The following is a 15,168-nucleotide window of genomic DNA, read 5'->3' as shown; positions in this document are numbered from 1 at the left end:
CTTCCACTAAAGTTTTTAGTATAATTTAGTTAGTGAAAGGTGGTGAAAATAATGTCTACCATTACTGCAAAAATACAAATCTATGTTTCTGATAGTCAAGCTGATAGTCTAAAAATAACAACTAATGCTTATCGTAAGGCTTGTAACTGGTTATCGAAACACATATTCGAAACGAAAAATCTAAATCAAGTAAAACTTAACGACTTATATTATTTTGATTTACGAAATCAATTTGGACTAAAAAGCCAAATGGCTCAATCTGTGATGAAAACTGTAATCGCCCGCTACAAGACAGCAAAATCGAATGGACATGAATGGTCTTTGATTGGATTTAAACTTCCAGAATATGACCTTGTGTGGAATCGTGATTACTCACTAACCCAAAATCAATTTAGTGTGAATACACTGGATGGTCGTTTAAAGCTAAATTATGAGCGAAAGGCTATGAAGAAATACTTCAATGGCACTTGGAAATTCGGTACTGCTAAATTAGTTAATAAGTACAAGAAGTGGTTCTTACATATTCCGATGACTAAAGAGTATCAAAAGCTAGATTATGTAAATGTAAACAATATCGTTGGTGTTGATTTAGGTATTAACTTTCTTGCGACTACTTATGATAGTCAAGGTAAAACCACTTTTTACAACGGAAATGTTGTTAAGCATAAGCGTGGTGTATTTAAAGCTACCCGCAAACAGTTACAAATGCGACAGACACCATCTGCTCGTAAGAAACTAAAACAAATCGGTTCAAGAGAAAACCGTTATGTAACGGATGTAAACCATCGAATTACAAAGGCACTCGTTGATCTATACCCTAGAGGTACGATGTTTGTTTTAGAAGACTTAACAGGTGTTCGTTCTGCAACAGAAAAAGTGCGTGTGAAAAACCGCTATGTTTTTGTATCTTGGGCATTCTATCAGTTCCGTCAAATGCTTAAATACAAGGCGGAATTAAATGGTCAAACAGTAATAGCAGTAGACCCCAAATATTCTTCTCAAACTTGCCCTAAATGTGGACACATTGAAAAAGCAAATCGCAATAAAAAGTTACACACTTTTTCATGTAAAAATTGCCAATATCAATCAAATGATGACCGTATTGGTGCAATGAATCTACACCGAAAAGGAATTGAACATATTGGTGTAGTTACCACAGGAGTATAACTCTTGCGGTAGGGGCGAAGTCAACCGTCCTTATGTTCCGCCACGCTAAGGTAGGAGAGCATAGCTCGTTCGCACTACTGGGTAGGAATAAGCGTAGTTGTTCTCTGCAAGGGCAGAAACACTGTCAAACTCTTACAGACGCAAGCCCCCACTTCAAACAGCCCGCAAGGTCGTTAAGTGGTGGGTTGTTGACTGAACATTGACAAAGGGATGTTCGTTAAAATATAATCAAGTCAAAAGCTTACATAAGATGAAACACTATGAAAGATCGAGTACGTTACAGCCCATCTTAAAAGAGAAGAATTCCTAGGCTGAAAGAATTCTAAGATGAAGAGTAACCGAACGCTAATCTGGAGTGCAGCGTAAAACCTGCCGGCGTGCGCCGTTAATGCATCTGAGAGATGGTAGAAAATGATTCTATCATAATCAGGGTGGTACCGCGAGAGATACTCTCGTCCCTGTTTTGGGGACGGGAGTTTTTTGTTTGTAAAAAAGATTTTGCCGAATGCTTTATGCGAGTTCCATTCTGTAAAGCTAATATTTCTAGGAGGTTAAGGAAAATGAAAAAATTAACTTCAGCTCAAGTTAGACAAATGTATTTAGACTTTTTCCAAGAAAAAGGACATGCTGTAGAACCGAGTGCTTCATTAGTACCTCACGAAGACCCGTCCTTACTTTGGATTAATAGTGGTGTAGCAACATTGAAAAAATATTTTGACGGACGTGTTATTCCACAAAACCCACGTATTTGTAATGCACAAAAGTCCATTCGTACGAACGATATTGAAAACGTCGGGAAAACTGCACGTCATCATACATTTTTCGAAATGCTAGGAAACTTCTCCATCGGCGATTATTTCAAAGAGGAAGCAATTGAGTGGGCTTGGGAGTTCTTAACGAGTGATAAATGGATTGGGTTTGACCAAGAAAAATTATCTGTTACCATTCATCCAGAAGACGATGAAGCTTATCGTTATTGGCACGAAAAAATCGGTGTTCCAGCTGAGCGTATTATTCGACTAGAAGGGAACTTCTGGGATATCGGAGAAGGACCAAGCGGACCGAATACAGAAATTTTTTATGACCGTGGCGAAGCATATGGAAATGACCTTAATGATCCAGAGCTTTATCCAGGTGGGGAAAATGAAAGATATTTAGAAGTATGGAACTTAGTATTTTCTGAATTCAATCATAACCCTGATGGTACATATACACCATTACCAAAGAAAAACATTGATACAGGTATGGGATTAGAGCGTATGGTATCTGTTATTCAAGACGTACCAACAAACTTTGACACAGACTTATTTATCCCAATTATTAATGCAACAGAGCAAATTTCTGGACAAAAATATCGTCAGGAAGCAGAATTAGATGTTGCTTTTAAAGTAGTTGCTGACCACGTACGGACAGTAACGTTTGCCGTTGGTGATGGGGCGTTACCTTCCAATGAAGGACGCGGATACGTTTTACGTCGACTTTTAAGAAGAGCTGTTAGATATGCAAAAAAATTAAATATTAATCGTCCTTTCATGTTTGAACTTGTACCTGTCGTTGCAGAAATTATGGAAAGCTTCTATCCGGAAGTAAAGGGAAAACAAGAGTTTATCCAACGAGTGATTCGTACGGAGGAAGAGCGTTTTCATGAAACATTAAATGATGGGCTTGCAATTCTTTCAACTATTTTACAAAAGGCAAAAGAAGAAGGAAAAGATGTTATTTCCGGAGTGGATGCATTCCGTCTTTATGACACTTACGGATTCCCAATTGAGCTAACAGAGGAATTTGCTGAAGAAAATGGAATGACTGTTGATCACGAAGGGTTCGAAAAAGAAATGGAGCTTCAGCGTGAACGTGCACGTGCAGCTCGTCAAGATGTTGATTCTATGCAAGTGCAAGGTGGAGCATTAGGTGAGATTAAAGAAGAGAGTAGTTTTGTTGGCTATGATACGTTAGCGAATGAGACAGTATTGTCTGTAATAGTGAAAAATGGCGAAGTAATGGAAGCAGCAACTGAGGGCGAAGAAGTACAATTTATACTTAAAGAGACTCCGTTCTACGCTGAAAGTGGAGGACAGATTGCTGATACAGGACTGATCATTAGCGACACCGGTAAAGCAAAAGTGAAGGACGTTAAAAAAGCTCCTAATGGTCAAAACTTACACACAGTAGTAGTTTTAGATGGAACTATCAAGAGTGGTGTTACTGTTTCTACAGAGGTAGACCGTGGAAACCGTGAACAAATCATTAAAAACCATACGGCAACTCACCTTTTACACCAAGCGTTAAAAGATGTGCTTGGTGGTCACGTTAACCAAGCAGGTTCACTAGTAACTTCTGATCGTTTACGTTTCGACTTTTCACACTTCGGCCAAGTAACACAAGAGGAAATAGAAAAGATTGAATCACTCGTAAACGAGAAAATTTGGGCAAATATCGATGTGAACATTGATTATAAATCTCTTAAAGAAGCGAAAGAAATGGGAGCTATGGCTTTATTCGGTGAAAAATACGGCGATGTTGTACGTGTTGTACAAGTTGGAGAATACAGTTTAGAGCTCTGTGGTGGTTGTCATGTTCCAAACACATCCGTAATCGGACTATTTAAAATCGTATCTGAATCTGGAATTGGTGCTGGAACGCGTAGAATGGAAGCTGTAACAGGTGAAGCTGCATACCGTTTATTAAATGACCAAGTTCAATTATTAAAAGACGTGTCTGCAAAGTTAAAAACGAAGCCGCAAGATGCTCCAAGTCGTATTGACGCTTTAATGCTAGAAATTAAAGAACTACAAAGAGAAAAAGAATCTCTATCAACGAAACTAAGCAATATTGAAGCGCAAAATGTGCTCAATAATGTTAAAGAAGTTAATGGGGTTTCTATGCTCGCTGCAAAAGTTCCTGCTACTGATATGAACAACTTACGTTCCATGGTTGATGAATTAAAAGTCAAGATTGGTTCTGCAGTAATTGTTTTAGCTAGCGTTCAAGGTGACAAAGTGAATATTACGGCAGGTGTGACGAAAGACCTGATTGAAAAAGGACACCACGCTGGAAAGCTAGTGAAAGAAGTTGCTACTCGCTGTGGTGGTGGCGGTGGTGGCCGTCCAGATATGGCTCAAGCAGGCGGAAAAGATGCAAGTAAAGTGGACGAAGCATTACAATATGTCGAAGAATGGGTAAAATCCGTTTAACATTGATGGTAAATGGTGTACAATAGAGGTAACTATTGACAAGCCAGATTTCAAAAGAAATCTTAAAGTGAGGTGCATGACATGAGCTCCTTTGATAAAACGATGAAATTTAATTTTCAGGATGACTCAATGGAAACAAATGTGGAAGAAGTATTATTCACTGTTTATGAAGCATTACAAGAAAAAGGGTATAATCCGATTAACCAAATTGTCGGATATCTTTTATCTGGTGACCCTGCATATATCCCAAGACATAAAGATGCAAGATCATTAATTCGCAAATTAGAACGTGATGAATTAATTGAGGAACTAGTTAAGTCCTATTTAGAACATCATCGTAAGGAGTAATACATGCGCATATTAGGATTAGATGTTGGTTCCAAAACGGTAGGAGTTGCCATTAGTGATGAATTAGGATGGACTGCACAAGGTTTGGAAACGATAAAGATTGATGAGGCAACCAATAATTTAGGATTTAAACGCCTAAAGCAAATTATTGCACAATATGGTGTAGAACTCGTCGTTGTTGGTTTACCGAAAAATATGAACGGTACAATTGGCCCTCGTGGGGAGGCAAGCCAGCAATATGCAGATAAATTAACTGCTAAAACTGGTCTCCCTGTCGTACTATGGGACGAGCGTTTAACAACGATGGCCGCTGAAAAGATGTTAATTTCCGCAGATGTTAGTAGACAAAAACGAAAGAAAGTAATTGATAAGTTAGCTGCTGTCATGATCTTACAAGGTTATTTAGACAGCAAAACATCAATATGAGGTGAATGAAATGGAACATGGTCAAAATCAAATTACAGTAGTAGATGAACAAGGAAACGAACAACTTTGTGAGATCTTATTTACGTTTGAATCGGAAGAATTCGGCAAATCATATGTATTGTATTACCCTGTTGGAGCAGAAGAAGATGATGCTGATGATATAGAAATCCACGCATCAAGCTTCATTCCTGGAGAAGGGGACGAAGGTGGAAACCTAGACCCAATCGAAACAGATGAAGAGTGGGACATGATTGAAGAAATGTTAAACACGTTTTTAGAAGAAGACGAAGGCGGAGAATAAACGGAAAAAGCACCGAATATGGTGCTTTTTTTTGTTATGATACATTATCCAAATAGAGAGTGAAGTTATCGTAATTAAACAGTAATTTTCCACCCACAATTAAAAATACCTGTCCAAGATGAATTATCACATTTTACAATTAGCAGAAACCAATATACTCCTATTCGCCACACACTCTTCAAAATTTCAATCAATTACCAATTCTATTCAACATACTCCACTGCAATAAAGAAAAAGATAATGATATATTTGTCGAAGTTTTTTGTCAAAAAATAGAGAGACTTGTTGTATAATATATATTTGAGCGAGAGGAGGGGTTTTTTTGGCAGAACAGAGAAAAGAGAAAGAAACTGATATAAAAGAAAAACTGTTAGAAAAGCATCATGAAGCGAAATTAGTTCGTCGCATCGTGTTTATCGTCTTTATAATACTTATGCTAAGTTTAACTGCGATAGTTGCTGGTGGGTATAGTTTTGTTAAAAATTCTTTACAACCAGTAGATGAAAATGCAGAAGAAACGACAGTTGTCGAAATTCCGATAGGTTCTTCCGTAACGGCAATTGGAAATATATTAGAAGAAAATGGAATAGTTCACAATGCGAAAATATTCCGCTACTATGTTAAATTCAAAAATGAATCAGGCTTTCAGGCTGGTGAGTATGCACTAAGCCCTGCCATGACATTAGACGATATTATGGAAGAATTGAAACAAGGGAAAATAATGCAAGAAGTAGTGTTCCAAGTAACGATTCCAGAAGGTCGTCAATTAACCGAAATTGCAACTATTCTTTCGAATCGAGCAAACGTTAACGAAGAAGAATTTTTAGAAACAGTAAATGATCCTGCGTTTGTTGAAAAGATGATGGCACGCTTTCCTGTGTTATTAACAGAGGAGATATTAACAGAAGATGTTATGTACCCGTTAGAAGGATACCTATTCCCTGCAACATATCCTTTCTATGAGGAAAATCCGTCAATAGAAACAATTGTCGAAACAATGTTGATAAAAACGCAAGAAGTCATCATACAGTATTCTGCAGAGATGGAAGAAAAAGAAATGACTATTCATGAAGTATTAACGATGGCAAGTTTAATTGAAGAAGAAGCAACCGCTCAAACCGACCGTGAAAATATTTCTAGTGTTTTTTATAATCGACTTGAAACAGGCATGCCTTTACAAACAGACCCAACTATCGCTTATGCTTTAGGGGAGCATTTAGACCGAACGTTATTCGTTCATTTAGAGGTAGAATCACCTTACAACACGTATAAATACCCAGGTTTAACACCCGGACCAATTGCAAATGCAGGTGAAACTTCTATTATTGCAGCATTACGCCCTGCAGAAACAGATTATTTTTACTTTTTAGCAACACCAGATGGAAAAGTGTTGTTTAACCGAACATTAGAAGAACATAATCGGGATCGTGCAACTCATATAACAGGTTCTGGTGAATAATGGATAATGGAGGGGGTGTGAATTGTATTCGCATTCCCTCTCTTTTTATGATAAAATATATCAAGTTGTCGTATGGACAGAAATACACTATTATTTATTATGCGTTAGTCTACTATAAATTTACATCTTAAAAAGTGTTAACAATAAGTTTTACAAGAAAAAATGAGGCATTATTAGTACCACTATAGATGGTTAAATCGCCTAACAACAGAGTTCTCCTTATAAGAGTAGAACTCTCTTTTCTATGATAAAAATTGGGAAAGGAGCCGGAACGTGGATATACAAAAACAAGAAGTTGTTTCGTACTTACAATCCCTTATTGCTCCTCGGAATGAATTAATTACGAAAATGGAACATTTAGCAGAAGAAAAAACGGTACCAATAATGGATATTGTCGGAATGGAAACATTACTTCAACTGTTAAGGCTTCACCAACCAAAAAAAATCCTTGAAATAGGAACGGCGATTGGATATTCAGCGATAAGAATGGCAGAAGCGATTCCAGATGTAACAATTGTTACTGTGGAGAGGGATGAAGAACGTTATAATTTAGCCGTTCAATTTGTGAAGGAAGCAACCTTGCAAGACCGAATCCATTTAGTATTAGGAGATGCATTAGAGGAGCACTCTGATGTAACGAACGCTGCACCTTATGATTTTCTTTTTGTTGATGCAGCAAAAGGACAATATGAACGATTTTTCAAAATGTATGAAAAGCTTTTAAAACCTGACGGCGTCATCATTACAGACAATGTCCTCTATAAAGGTTTAGTTGCTACAGATTATAGCAACCTTCAGCCACGTAGAAAAAAAAGTTTAGTAAAAAAAATTGACCATTTTAATCAGTGGTTAATGAATCATCCAGATTATATTACGACTATTTTACCAGTTGGTGATGGTATTGCTATTAGTAAAAGAAGAGGTGAAATGAAATGAAAAAACCTGAATTATTAGTAACACCAATAGATGTTGCACATATGAAAGAATTAATTGATGCAGGCGCAGACGCTTTTATCATTGGAGAAGAGCGTTATGGGCTACGTCTTGCCGGGGAATTTAACCGTGATGAAATAAAAGAAGCAATAGAACTAGCACATGCGAACGGAAAAAAAGTGTATGTTGCAATGAATGCTCTTTTCCATAACGAAAAAGTGGACGAGCTCGGAGAATATTTAACATTTTTAGCTAGTGTAAACGCCGATGCAGTTATGTTCGGAGACCCAGCTGTATTAATGGCAGCAAAAGAATCTACACCAAACTTAACGTTACATTGGAGTACGGAAACTACTGGTACAAACTACTACACATGTAACTATTGGGGTCGTAAAGGTGCGAAACGTGCGGTGCTAGCTCGTGAAATCAATATGGAGAGTATCGTAGAAACGAAAGAAAATGCAGAAGTTGAAATTGAAGTACAAGTTCATGGAATGGTTTGCATGTTCCAATCTAAACGTTCCTTATTAGGAAACTACTTTGAATATCAAGGAAAAGCGATGGAAATAGAAAATCGTAAGCTTGGTAAAAACATGATACTTCATGATAAAGAGCGTGGAAATAAATATCCAATCTTTGAAGATGAAAATGGAACACATATTATGAGTCCTAATGATATGTGTATTATTGATGAGTTGGAAGAAATGATTGACGCTGGGGTTGACAGCTTTAAAATAGATGGTATTTTACAAACACGTGAATACATTGTCGATGTTACGAGAAGCTATCGCCAAGCCATTGATTTATGTGTTGATGATCGTGATCAATATGAAGATGTAAAAGAAGATTTATTACAACAAATAGAAGAAAAGCAACAGCCACACCGCCCGTTAGATACAGGATTCTTCTTTAAAGAAACAGTTTACTAAAAACAAGGGAGGGTTACAGAAATGACAACGATTATTAATGATAAAATATCAAAAATAGTTGACGGAAAACGTGTAATTGTGAAAAAACCTGAGTTACTAGCACCAGCTGGTAATTTAGAAAAATTAAAAATCGCCGTTCGTTACGGTGCTGATGCAGTTTTCATTGGTGGACAAGAATATGGCCTCCGTTCAAATGCTGATAACTTCACATTTGAAGAAATGGCAGAAGGTGTTCAATTTGCTAGTAAATATGGTGCAAAAATATATGTAACAACTAATATTTTTGCCCATAATGAAAACATTGATGGTTTAGAAGATTATTTACGTGGTATTGAAAAAGCAGGAGTACACGGAATTATTGTAGCCGACCCACTAATTATTGAAACATGTCGTCGTGTTGCACCGAGTATTGAAGTTCATTTAAGTACACAACAATCCCTCTCAAACTGGAAAGCGGTTCAGTTCTGGAAAGAAGAAGGATTAGAGCGTGTCGTACTAGCACGTGAAACAAGTGCAGAAGAAATTCGTGAAATGAAAGAAAAAGTAGACATTGAAATTGAGACTTTTATTCACGGTGCAATGTGTATTGCATACTCAGGACGTTGTGTACTAAGTAATCATATGACTGCTCGTGACTCTAACCGTGGTGGTTGCTGTCAATCATGTCGTTGGGATTATGATCTTTATACAATTGATAACGGTACTGAAAATCCATTATATACCGAAGAGGATGCACCTTTTGCGATGAGTCCGAAAGATTTAAAACTTATCGAGTCTATTCCGAAAATGATTGAACTAGGCATTGATAGTTTAAAAATTGAAGGTAGAATGAAATCGATTCATTATATCGCCACAGTTGTAAGTGTTTATCGAAAAGTAATTGATGCATATTGTGCCGACCCAGAAAATTTTGTCATTCAACAAGAATGGCTAAAAGAGCTTGATAAATGTGCGAATCGTGACACTGCGACAGCATTTTTTGAAGGAGTTCCTGGGTATAAAGAGCAAATGTTTGGTAATCATAGCAAAAAGACGACGTTTGATTTTGTCGGTTTAGTGCTTGATTATGATCAAGAAACGAAAATGGTTACGTTACAACAACGTAATTACTTTAAACCTGGTGATGAAGTAGAATTTTTTGGACCGGAAATTGAAAACTTCACACAAAAAGTAGAAAAAATTTGGGATGAGGACGGTAATGAGTTAGATGCAGCTCGTCACCCGCTTCAAATCGTGAAATTTAAAGTGGAACAGCCAATATACCCATACAACATGATGCGAAAGGAGCAATAACTGCTAATGGGTAAAAAACCAATTGTTATTGGTGTAGCCGGTGGGTCTGGCTCGGGGAAAACAAGTGTTACAAAATCAATTTATGAACATTTCCAAAACCAATCTATATTAATTATTGAACAAGATTATTATTACAAAGATCAATCAGAATTACCTTTTGAAGAACGGTTAAAAACAAACTATGACCATCCACTTGCTTTTGACAATGATTTATTAATCGAGCATATAAAACAATTACTAGAGCATAAAACTGTTAATAAACCAGTTTATGATTATACGTTACACACTCGTTCAAATAAAGTAATTGAAGTGGATCCGAAAGAAGTTATCATTTTAGAAGGAATTCTCGTATTAGAGGACGAAAGATTAAGAAACTTAATGGATATTAAGTTATTTGTTGATACCGACGCAGATATTCGTATTATCCGTCGCCTTTTACGAGATATTAAAGAACGTGGTCGTACTATCGACTCGGTCATTGATCAATATGTGAATGTGGTACGTCCAATGCATAATCAATTTATTGAACCTACGAAACGTTATGCAGATATTATCCTTCCTGAAGGTGGACAAAATCATGTAGCAATTGATTTAATGGTAACAAAAATTCAAACAATTCTTGAACAAAAGGCGATTATGTAATAATATATGGGAAGTTAGAGATTTTTCCAATAGTGGAAATGAATGTTTGATGTATTCCATTTTATGGGTACATCTTTTTCCACATATACATAGAAGACCCACTTTTTTGAATATGGAAGATACAACAACCTCTTACCAAAAAGGGAAAGTGAATACTAGAAGGAGTGAATATAAATGGCACAAGAAAAAATTTATCCAATGACATTAGCGGGGAAAGAAAAATTAGAAAAAGAATTAGAGGAATTAAAGACGGTACGCCGTAAAGAAGTAGTAGAGCGTATTAAAATAGCACGTAGCTTCGGTGACCTTTCCGAGAACTCTGAGTACGATTCTGCAAAAGAAGAGCAAGCGTTTGTGGAAGGACGTATCACTTTATTAGAGCAAATGGTTCGTAACGCAAAGATTATTCAAGAAGATGCAAATAGCGATGTTGTAACTCTAGGTAAAACGGTTGTATTTAAAGAGCTTCCAGATGAAGAGGAAGAATCATATACGATTGTTGGTAGTGCAGAAGCTGATCCTTTTGAAGGTAAAATTTCAAATGAATCTCCAATGGGCAGTTCTTTAATGGGTAAAAAAGTTGGCGATGAAGTGACGATTCAAACTCCAGGTGGAGAAATGAACGTTAAAATCGTTAACATAAAATAATATAAGATTAAAAAAGAAACACCTCGTCCAAAATGAAGATGAGGTGTTTTTTATGCATCAAAAGATGAAAGGCCGAATCCAAACTTTAAGTGTTTTCTTAATTATATTATTTGTAATCCTTACTGGTAGATTAATGCAAATTCAACTGATAAGTACAGAATCTTTTTCAACGAAACGAATTAATTTAATAGAAAAAAGCGTAGAACAGCGTACGCAAAGTTTAGTTGTCGAGGAAGGTAGAGGTCATTTCGTAGACCGACATGGAAAAGCTCTTACCCACGATTTTTATCCAACAGTAATATTGTTCCCCTTCTTAAAAAAATTAGATTGGCCGAAGGAAGAACTTGCGTCTATTTTACATGTTCCATCATATACATTAGAGCGGGTAGTGGAGAGTATTACTACTCCAGTATTGCTAGAGCGAAACGGTCAGGCAATTCAATTAACAGAAAAGCAGATGCAAGAGATAACAGACTTACAGTTTCCAGGAATCATTTCGATGGTTCGTTCATTTCGAATTGATGATAAAAAAGCGGAACATTTAATTGGCTTAACAAGTGAAAACGAACGAGAATTTATGAATCGGTACGAAGATAAAATAAAAGTGGATTATTTTTCCAAAAAAACTCCTATTGGTGTCACCGGATTAGAGTTAGCCTTTGATGAATTTTTATTACCAGAAGGTTCAACAAAACTGTTGTACCACGTTGATCGAAACGGTGGTCCTCTTTTTGGATTAGATGTGAGGTATAGTGCACCAGCTAATCCGTATTACCCATTAACAATTCAAACGTCTATTGATCGAGAAGTGCAACAAATTGCCGAAGAGATAGTAGAAAAGGCAGGGATAAAAAAAGGTGGAATCGTACTGTTAGATATCGATACAAATGAAGTTCTTGCAATGGTTTCAAAGCCGGATATTAATTGGAATGACCCGTTCGGAGACAATGGGACAAAAAACTATATGTTGGAACGTCAATTCCCTGGCTCTGTATTCAAAACAGTCATTGCCGCAGCCGCTATTGAAAAAAATTTAGTGAAGGCTAATCGTCCATTTGACTGTAATTTAAATTTATACGGTGAAAGAGGAGAGCGGCAGGGCGCGTTATCCTTTGAAGAGAGTTTTGCGCAAAGCTGTAATTATACTTTTGCATCATTAGGTTATGAATTAGAACAGAAAATGCCTGGTATTATCGAAACATATGCTAGTAGACTTGGTCTAATTGAGCCAAGCGGCTGGAAAGGTAATGTCTTTCATTTAAGGGACTTTAAACAAATTCCACAAGAGGAAACAGGAATTATATGGGGTGATGGTCAGCGCAGCCAAAAAGAAATCGCGCAAACTTCAATAGGACAGAAGGAAGTGCGCGTAACACCGTTAGCGATTGCTAATATGATGGCCACAATTGCTAGAGGAGGAAAAGCAATGGAGGTAAAGGTAGTGAAGGGAATTCATTACCGTACCGGTTCGCCACTTTATGAATTTCCATCCCATTCTTTAAAGGTGGAAGGAGTCTCTAAATATACAACTATTAAATTGCAACATTTATTGAGAGAAGTTGTTCAAAACGAAAAAGGAACTGGTCATAGTTTTCATAAGTTACCATACGCTGTAGCTGGAAAAAGTGGAACAGCGGAAACCGGTCTACGAAATAGTAACGGAGTTCCTTTAGTTAACCGGTGGTTTGCAGGTTACTTTCCGTTTGAGAAACCTAAATATGCACTAGTTGTAGTAGATTTAGAAACGGAGAACAGTAGGAAGGCGATGGCAAATGCTTTTTATCAAATGGTAGAAAATATTTTTGAAAAGGATAAGCACAATGAAACTTTAAAAGAGGGGAGAGCCCTGTTACAATAATAAAAAAAGATAAAGAAAAACGGAGGAGAAACTATTGTCTTACGTAAGCGGACCAAGATATAGTCGTACAGCTAGAAAAAAGAAATCTAATAAAATTTATAATATTTTAATTGCGATTGTGTTTTTATTAATCATTTTCTTTTCCGTAAAACTTTTTTTCGGAAGTAGTTCAACTGCACCAGCAACAACGAACAACGATGAGAACCCTGTTGTAGGAGATTCACAAGAGAATAAGGAGCCTGAAGAAGAGGAAACAGGTGTAACGGAAGAAGAGCCTGAAGAACAAGCGAACGAATCAGAAGAGCCACCAGCTACTGAGGAAAGTAATGAAGAAGAAGAACCAGTTACAATGGAAGAGGAAGTATCGGATGATGAAACTATTATTCGAACGTTAACTGGTAATTGGGCACCAGTTGGTACTAACCAGCAAGAGCCACATGCTTCGGTTTATGATCCAAATCATGTAGATTGGTCGGAGAAAATTCTTGCGATTAATCGTGCATTAGGTGTACAGGAAAATGATTATACGTTATGGTTTTTAGGAAACGGTGGAAATGAGCATGCTGCAATTGCTCGAGTAACGGTGAAAGCTTCTAATGAGCATTACAGAGTGTATTTACAATGGGTCACAAATGAAGGTTGGAAGCCTGTTAAGCTAGAGCAAACGGTTGATAAGGATATGTAAGATACGAAAAAAAGTGCATCCGGATAAATGGGTGCACTTTTTTGTATGTCTAACCATCCTTAAAGTAGGATTGCAGATATAAGCTTGTTCGTTTCACTTCGCTACAGACGCTTGCTTGGTCGACCGTACCGCTTTCGTCTGTCGCACGGTCGACACTAGCACGTCCTGTGCGTCCCCGCGGGGAGATGTCTAGCTTCGGCGGCTAGGTCAAGCTCAAACTTCCCTTTTCCTCCGATTGCCAAAATACTAAATGTTTTTCTTTAATTTAAAATGAACGACTGCGCTATAAAATGTTTTGCCTTCTTCTGTTACATGCATTTGGTGTGAGACAGAATGTACAGCTAAAAGTATCGCTCGGTTATGTTCAATTTGTTCGTCGATTTTTTTTTGTAATTCTTTTATATTTGCAGCTTCAAAAAATTCAATTTTATCCTCTAACAGTTGAAAATCTAAATTCATTATTAGTCCCTCCAAAAACAAATCCTATTAGCCTATCCTACCAAATAATCTATAAGAAGAAAACAATGGAATCAAGTACATTTTTATTGATGAAATGGTGTATGTATGGTAGATTAAGAACAGTTATTATTTTAATTCATACTATACTTATAGGAATTATATAAATTATTCGGAGTGATGAAAATGGGCAGAGAGTTTATCGAGCTTTTTGAAGATTGGGCTAACTATTACGATGCAACAGTTTCTGGTCAAGATGTTGAATATACGGAAGTATTCCGTGGATATGAGGATATATTAAAAGATGTAGCAAATAAAGCGATAGGTAACGTATTAGAATTTGGTGTAGGTACTGGAAATTTAACGCAACATTTATTAAATAAACATTTACCTGTTTATGGTATAGAACCATCACCTTCCATGAGAGAAATTGCGGAGGAGAAGCTTTCGAATCATGTAAAAGTAATGGACGGAGATTTTTTACAGTTTCCACCTATAGACGAAGAAGTTCATTCCATCGTAAGTAGTTATGCTTTTCATCATTTAACAGACGAAGAAAAAGAGAAAGCGATCGAGCTTTATAGCAACATGCTTAGTAAAAATGGTAAAATAGTATTTGCTGATACAATGTTCGAAGATAAAAATGCTTATCAAGTAACAATTACTCATGCAGAAAAAAATCAATTCCTAAACCTAGCAGAAGACTTAAAAACGGAATACTATACAACCATCCCCGTACTGAAGCAGATTGTAGAAAAATACGGATTTTCTGTTCAGTTTACGAGGTTTAATCATTTTGTTTGGGTGATGGAAGCGACGAAAAACTAAA

15 protein-coding genes and 1 other annotated feature are annotated in these 15,168 nt (G+C 36.8%); of the genes, 14 read left to right on the top strand and 1 reads right to left on the bottom strand.

What is annotated here, in order from left to right; translation table 11 throughout:
- The first annotated feature begins 51 nt into the window (after nucleotides 1-51).
- The 13 genes from BC6307_RS16010 to BC6307_RS15950 all read left to right on the top strand — a co-directional run bounded on the left by BC6307_RS16010 (nucleotide 52) and on the right by BC6307_RS15950 (nucleotide 13,883).
- Entirely contained in the window at nucleotides 52-1,167 is a 1,116-nt protein-coding gene (locus BC6307_RS16010) for an RNA-guided endonuclease InsQ/TnpB family protein (RefSeq protein ID WP_066414877.1), read from the top strand.
- 251 nt (nucleotides 1,168-1,418) lie between these two features.
- Nucleotides 1,419-1,630: a binding site (T-box leader), on the top strand.
- Nucleotides 1,631-1,727: 97 nt separating this feature from the next.
- Nucleotides 1,728-4,361 carry an alanine--tRNA ligase gene (gene alaS, locus BC6307_RS16005; RefSeq protein WP_066414874.1) on the top strand — a complete coding sequence of 878 codons (2,634 nt, stop codon included), beginning with the start codon at nucleotides 1,728-1,730 and terminating at the stop codon, nucleotides 4,359-4,361.
- A gap of 81 nt (nucleotides 4,362-4,442) precedes the next feature.
- Complete coding sequence (locus tag BC6307_RS16000) at nucleotides 4,443-4,709, top strand: IreB family regulatory phosphoprotein (RefSeq protein ID WP_066414871.1); 267 nt, start codon at nucleotides 4,443-4,445, stop codon at nucleotides 4,707-4,709.
- Between the two features lie 3 nt (nucleotides 4,710-4,712).
- Nucleotides 4,713-5,135 (top strand): Holliday junction resolvase RuvX, encoded by a 423-nt coding sequence (ruvX, locus tag BC6307_RS15995; protein ID WP_066414869.1) that lies wholly within the window; start codon nucleotides 4,713-4,715, stop codon nucleotides 5,133-5,135.
- A gap of 10 nt (nucleotides 5,136-5,145) precedes the next feature.
- On the top strand, nucleotides 5,146-5,436 hold the full coding sequence (locus BC6307_RS15990) for a DUF1292 domain-containing protein (RefSeq protein WP_066414866.1): 291 nt from the start codon (nucleotides 5,146-5,148) through the stop codon (nucleotides 5,434-5,436).
- Between the two features lie 322 nt (nucleotides 5,437-5,758).
- Nucleotides 5,759-6,895, top strand: a complete 1,137-nt coding sequence (gene mltG / locus BC6307_RS15985) for an endolytic transglycosylase MltG (protein ID WP_066414863.1) — start codon at nucleotides 5,759-5,761, stop codon at nucleotides 6,893-6,895.
- A gap of 279 nt (nucleotides 6,896-7,174) precedes the next feature.
- Entirely contained in the window at nucleotides 7,175-7,831 is a 657-nt protein-coding gene (locus BC6307_RS15980; RefSeq protein ID WP_425319501.1) for an O-methyltransferase, read from the top strand.
- The gene (locus tag BC6307_RS15975) at nucleotides 7,828-8,757 is read left to right on the top strand and encodes a peptidase U32 family protein (protein WP_066414857.1); all 930 of its coding nucleotides are present in this window, start codon (nucleotides 7,828-7,830) and stop codon (nucleotides 8,755-8,757) included. The genes BC6307_RS15980 and BC6307_RS15975 overlap by 4 nt, the downstream gene beginning before the upstream one ends.
- 21 nt (nucleotides 8,758-8,778) lie before the next feature.
- The gene (locus BC6307_RS15970) at nucleotides 8,779-10,050 is read left to right on the top strand and encodes a peptidase U32 family protein (RefSeq protein ID WP_066414854.1); all 1,272 of its coding nucleotides are present in this window, start codon (nucleotides 8,779-8,781) and stop codon (nucleotides 10,048-10,050) included.
- Between the two features lie 6 nt (nucleotides 10,051-10,056).
- Complete coding sequence (gene udk / locus BC6307_RS15965) at nucleotides 10,057-10,692, top strand: uridine kinase (RefSeq protein ID WP_066414853.1); 636 nt, start codon at nucleotides 10,057-10,059, stop codon at nucleotides 10,690-10,692.
- 174 nt (nucleotides 10,693-10,866) lie between these two features.
- Nucleotides 10,867-11,340 carry a transcription elongation factor GreA gene (greA, locus tag BC6307_RS15960; protein ID WP_066414850.1) on the top strand — a complete coding sequence of 158 codons (474 nt, stop codon included), beginning with the start codon at nucleotides 10,867-10,869 and terminating at the stop codon, nucleotides 11,338-11,340.
- A gap of 52 nt (nucleotides 11,341-11,392) precedes the next feature.
- On the top strand, nucleotides 11,393-13,198 hold the full coding sequence (locus BC6307_RS15955) for a peptidoglycan D,D-transpeptidase FtsI family protein (RefSeq protein WP_094366149.1): 1,806 nt from the start codon (nucleotides 11,393-11,395) through the stop codon (nucleotides 13,196-13,198).
- A gap of 34 nt (nucleotides 13,199-13,232) precedes the next feature.
- On the top strand, nucleotides 13,233-13,883 hold the full coding sequence (locus tag BC6307_RS15950; RefSeq protein WP_066414847.1) for a YrrS family protein: 651 nt from the start codon (nucleotides 13,233-13,235) through the stop codon (nucleotides 13,881-13,883).
- Nucleotides 13,884-14,129: 246 nt separating this feature from the next.
- On the opposite strand, the gene BC6307_RS15945 is transcribed toward BC6307_RS15950, so the two are convergent.
- Nucleotides 14,130-14,342, bottom strand: a complete 213-nt coding sequence (locus BC6307_RS15945) for a DUF2536 family protein (RefSeq protein WP_066414844.1) — start codon at nucleotides 14,340-14,342, stop codon at nucleotides 14,130-14,132.
- Between the two features lie 183 nt (nucleotides 14,343-14,525).
- Here BC6307_RS15945 and BC6307_RS15940 point away from each other — a divergent pair, with 183 nt between their 5' ends.
- Complete coding sequence (locus BC6307_RS15940) at nucleotides 14,526-15,167, top strand: class I SAM-dependent DNA methyltransferase (RefSeq protein ID WP_066414841.1); 642 nt, start codon at nucleotides 14,526-14,528, stop codon at nucleotides 15,165-15,167.
- Nucleotide 15,168: the final 1 nt, after the last annotated feature.

The sequence above is a fragment of the Sutcliffiella cohnii genome (assembly GCF_002250055.1).
Lineage (GTDB): Bacteria > Bacillota > Bacilli > Bacillales > Bacillaceae_I > Sutcliffiella > Sutcliffiella cohnii.
The sequence above is the reverse complement of the archived record's forward strand: the minus strand, read 5'-3'. Positions and strand labels throughout refer to the sequence as shown.

Bases quoted from the DNA above. Each gene is read 5' to 3' on its own strand.
- ruvX (WP_066414869.1), top strand. From the start codon at position 4,713: ATGCGCATATTAGGATTAGATGTTGGTTCCAAAACGGTAGGAGTTGCC.
- udk (WP_066414853.1), top strand. From the start codon at position 10,057: ATGGGTAAAAAACCAATTGTTATTGGTGTAGCCGGTGGGTCTGGCTCG.
- BC6307_RS15975 (WP_066414857.1), top strand. From the start codon at position 7,828: ATGAAAAAACCTGAATTATTAGTAACACCAATAGATGTTGCACATATG.
- BC6307_RS16010 (WP_066414877.1), top strand. From the start codon at position 52: ATGTCTACCATTACTGCAAAAATACAAATCTATGTTTCTGATAGTCAA.
- BC6307_RS15945 (WP_066414844.1), bottom strand. From the start codon at position 14,342: ATGAATTTAGATTTTCAACTGTTAGAGGATAAAATTGAATTTTTTGAA.
- BC6307_RS16000 (WP_066414871.1), top strand. From the start codon at position 4,443: ATGAGCTCCTTTGATAAAACGATGAAATTTAATTTTCAGGATGACTCA.
- greA (WP_066414850.1), top strand. From the start codon at position 10,867: ATGGCACAAGAAAAAATTTATCCAATGACATTAGCGGGGAAAGAAAAA.
- BC6307_RS15990 (WP_066414866.1), top strand. From the start codon at position 5,146: ATGGAACATGGTCAAAATCAAATTACAGTAGTAGATGAACAAGGAAAC.
- BC6307_RS15940 (WP_066414841.1), top strand. From the start codon at position 14,526: ATGGGCAGAGAGTTTATCGAGCTTTTTGAAGATTGGGCTAACTATTAC.
- alaS (WP_066414874.1), top strand. From the start codon at position 1,728: ATGAAAAAATTAACTTCAGCTCAAGTTAGACAAATGTATTTAGACTTT.
- BC6307_RS15970 (WP_066414854.1), top strand. From the start codon at position 8,779: ATGACAACGATTATTAATGATAAAATATCAAAAATAGTTGACGGAAAA.
- BC6307_RS15955 (WP_094366149.1), top strand. From the start codon at position 11,393: ATGCATCAAAAGATGAAAGGCCGAATCCAAACTTTAAGTGTTTTCTTA.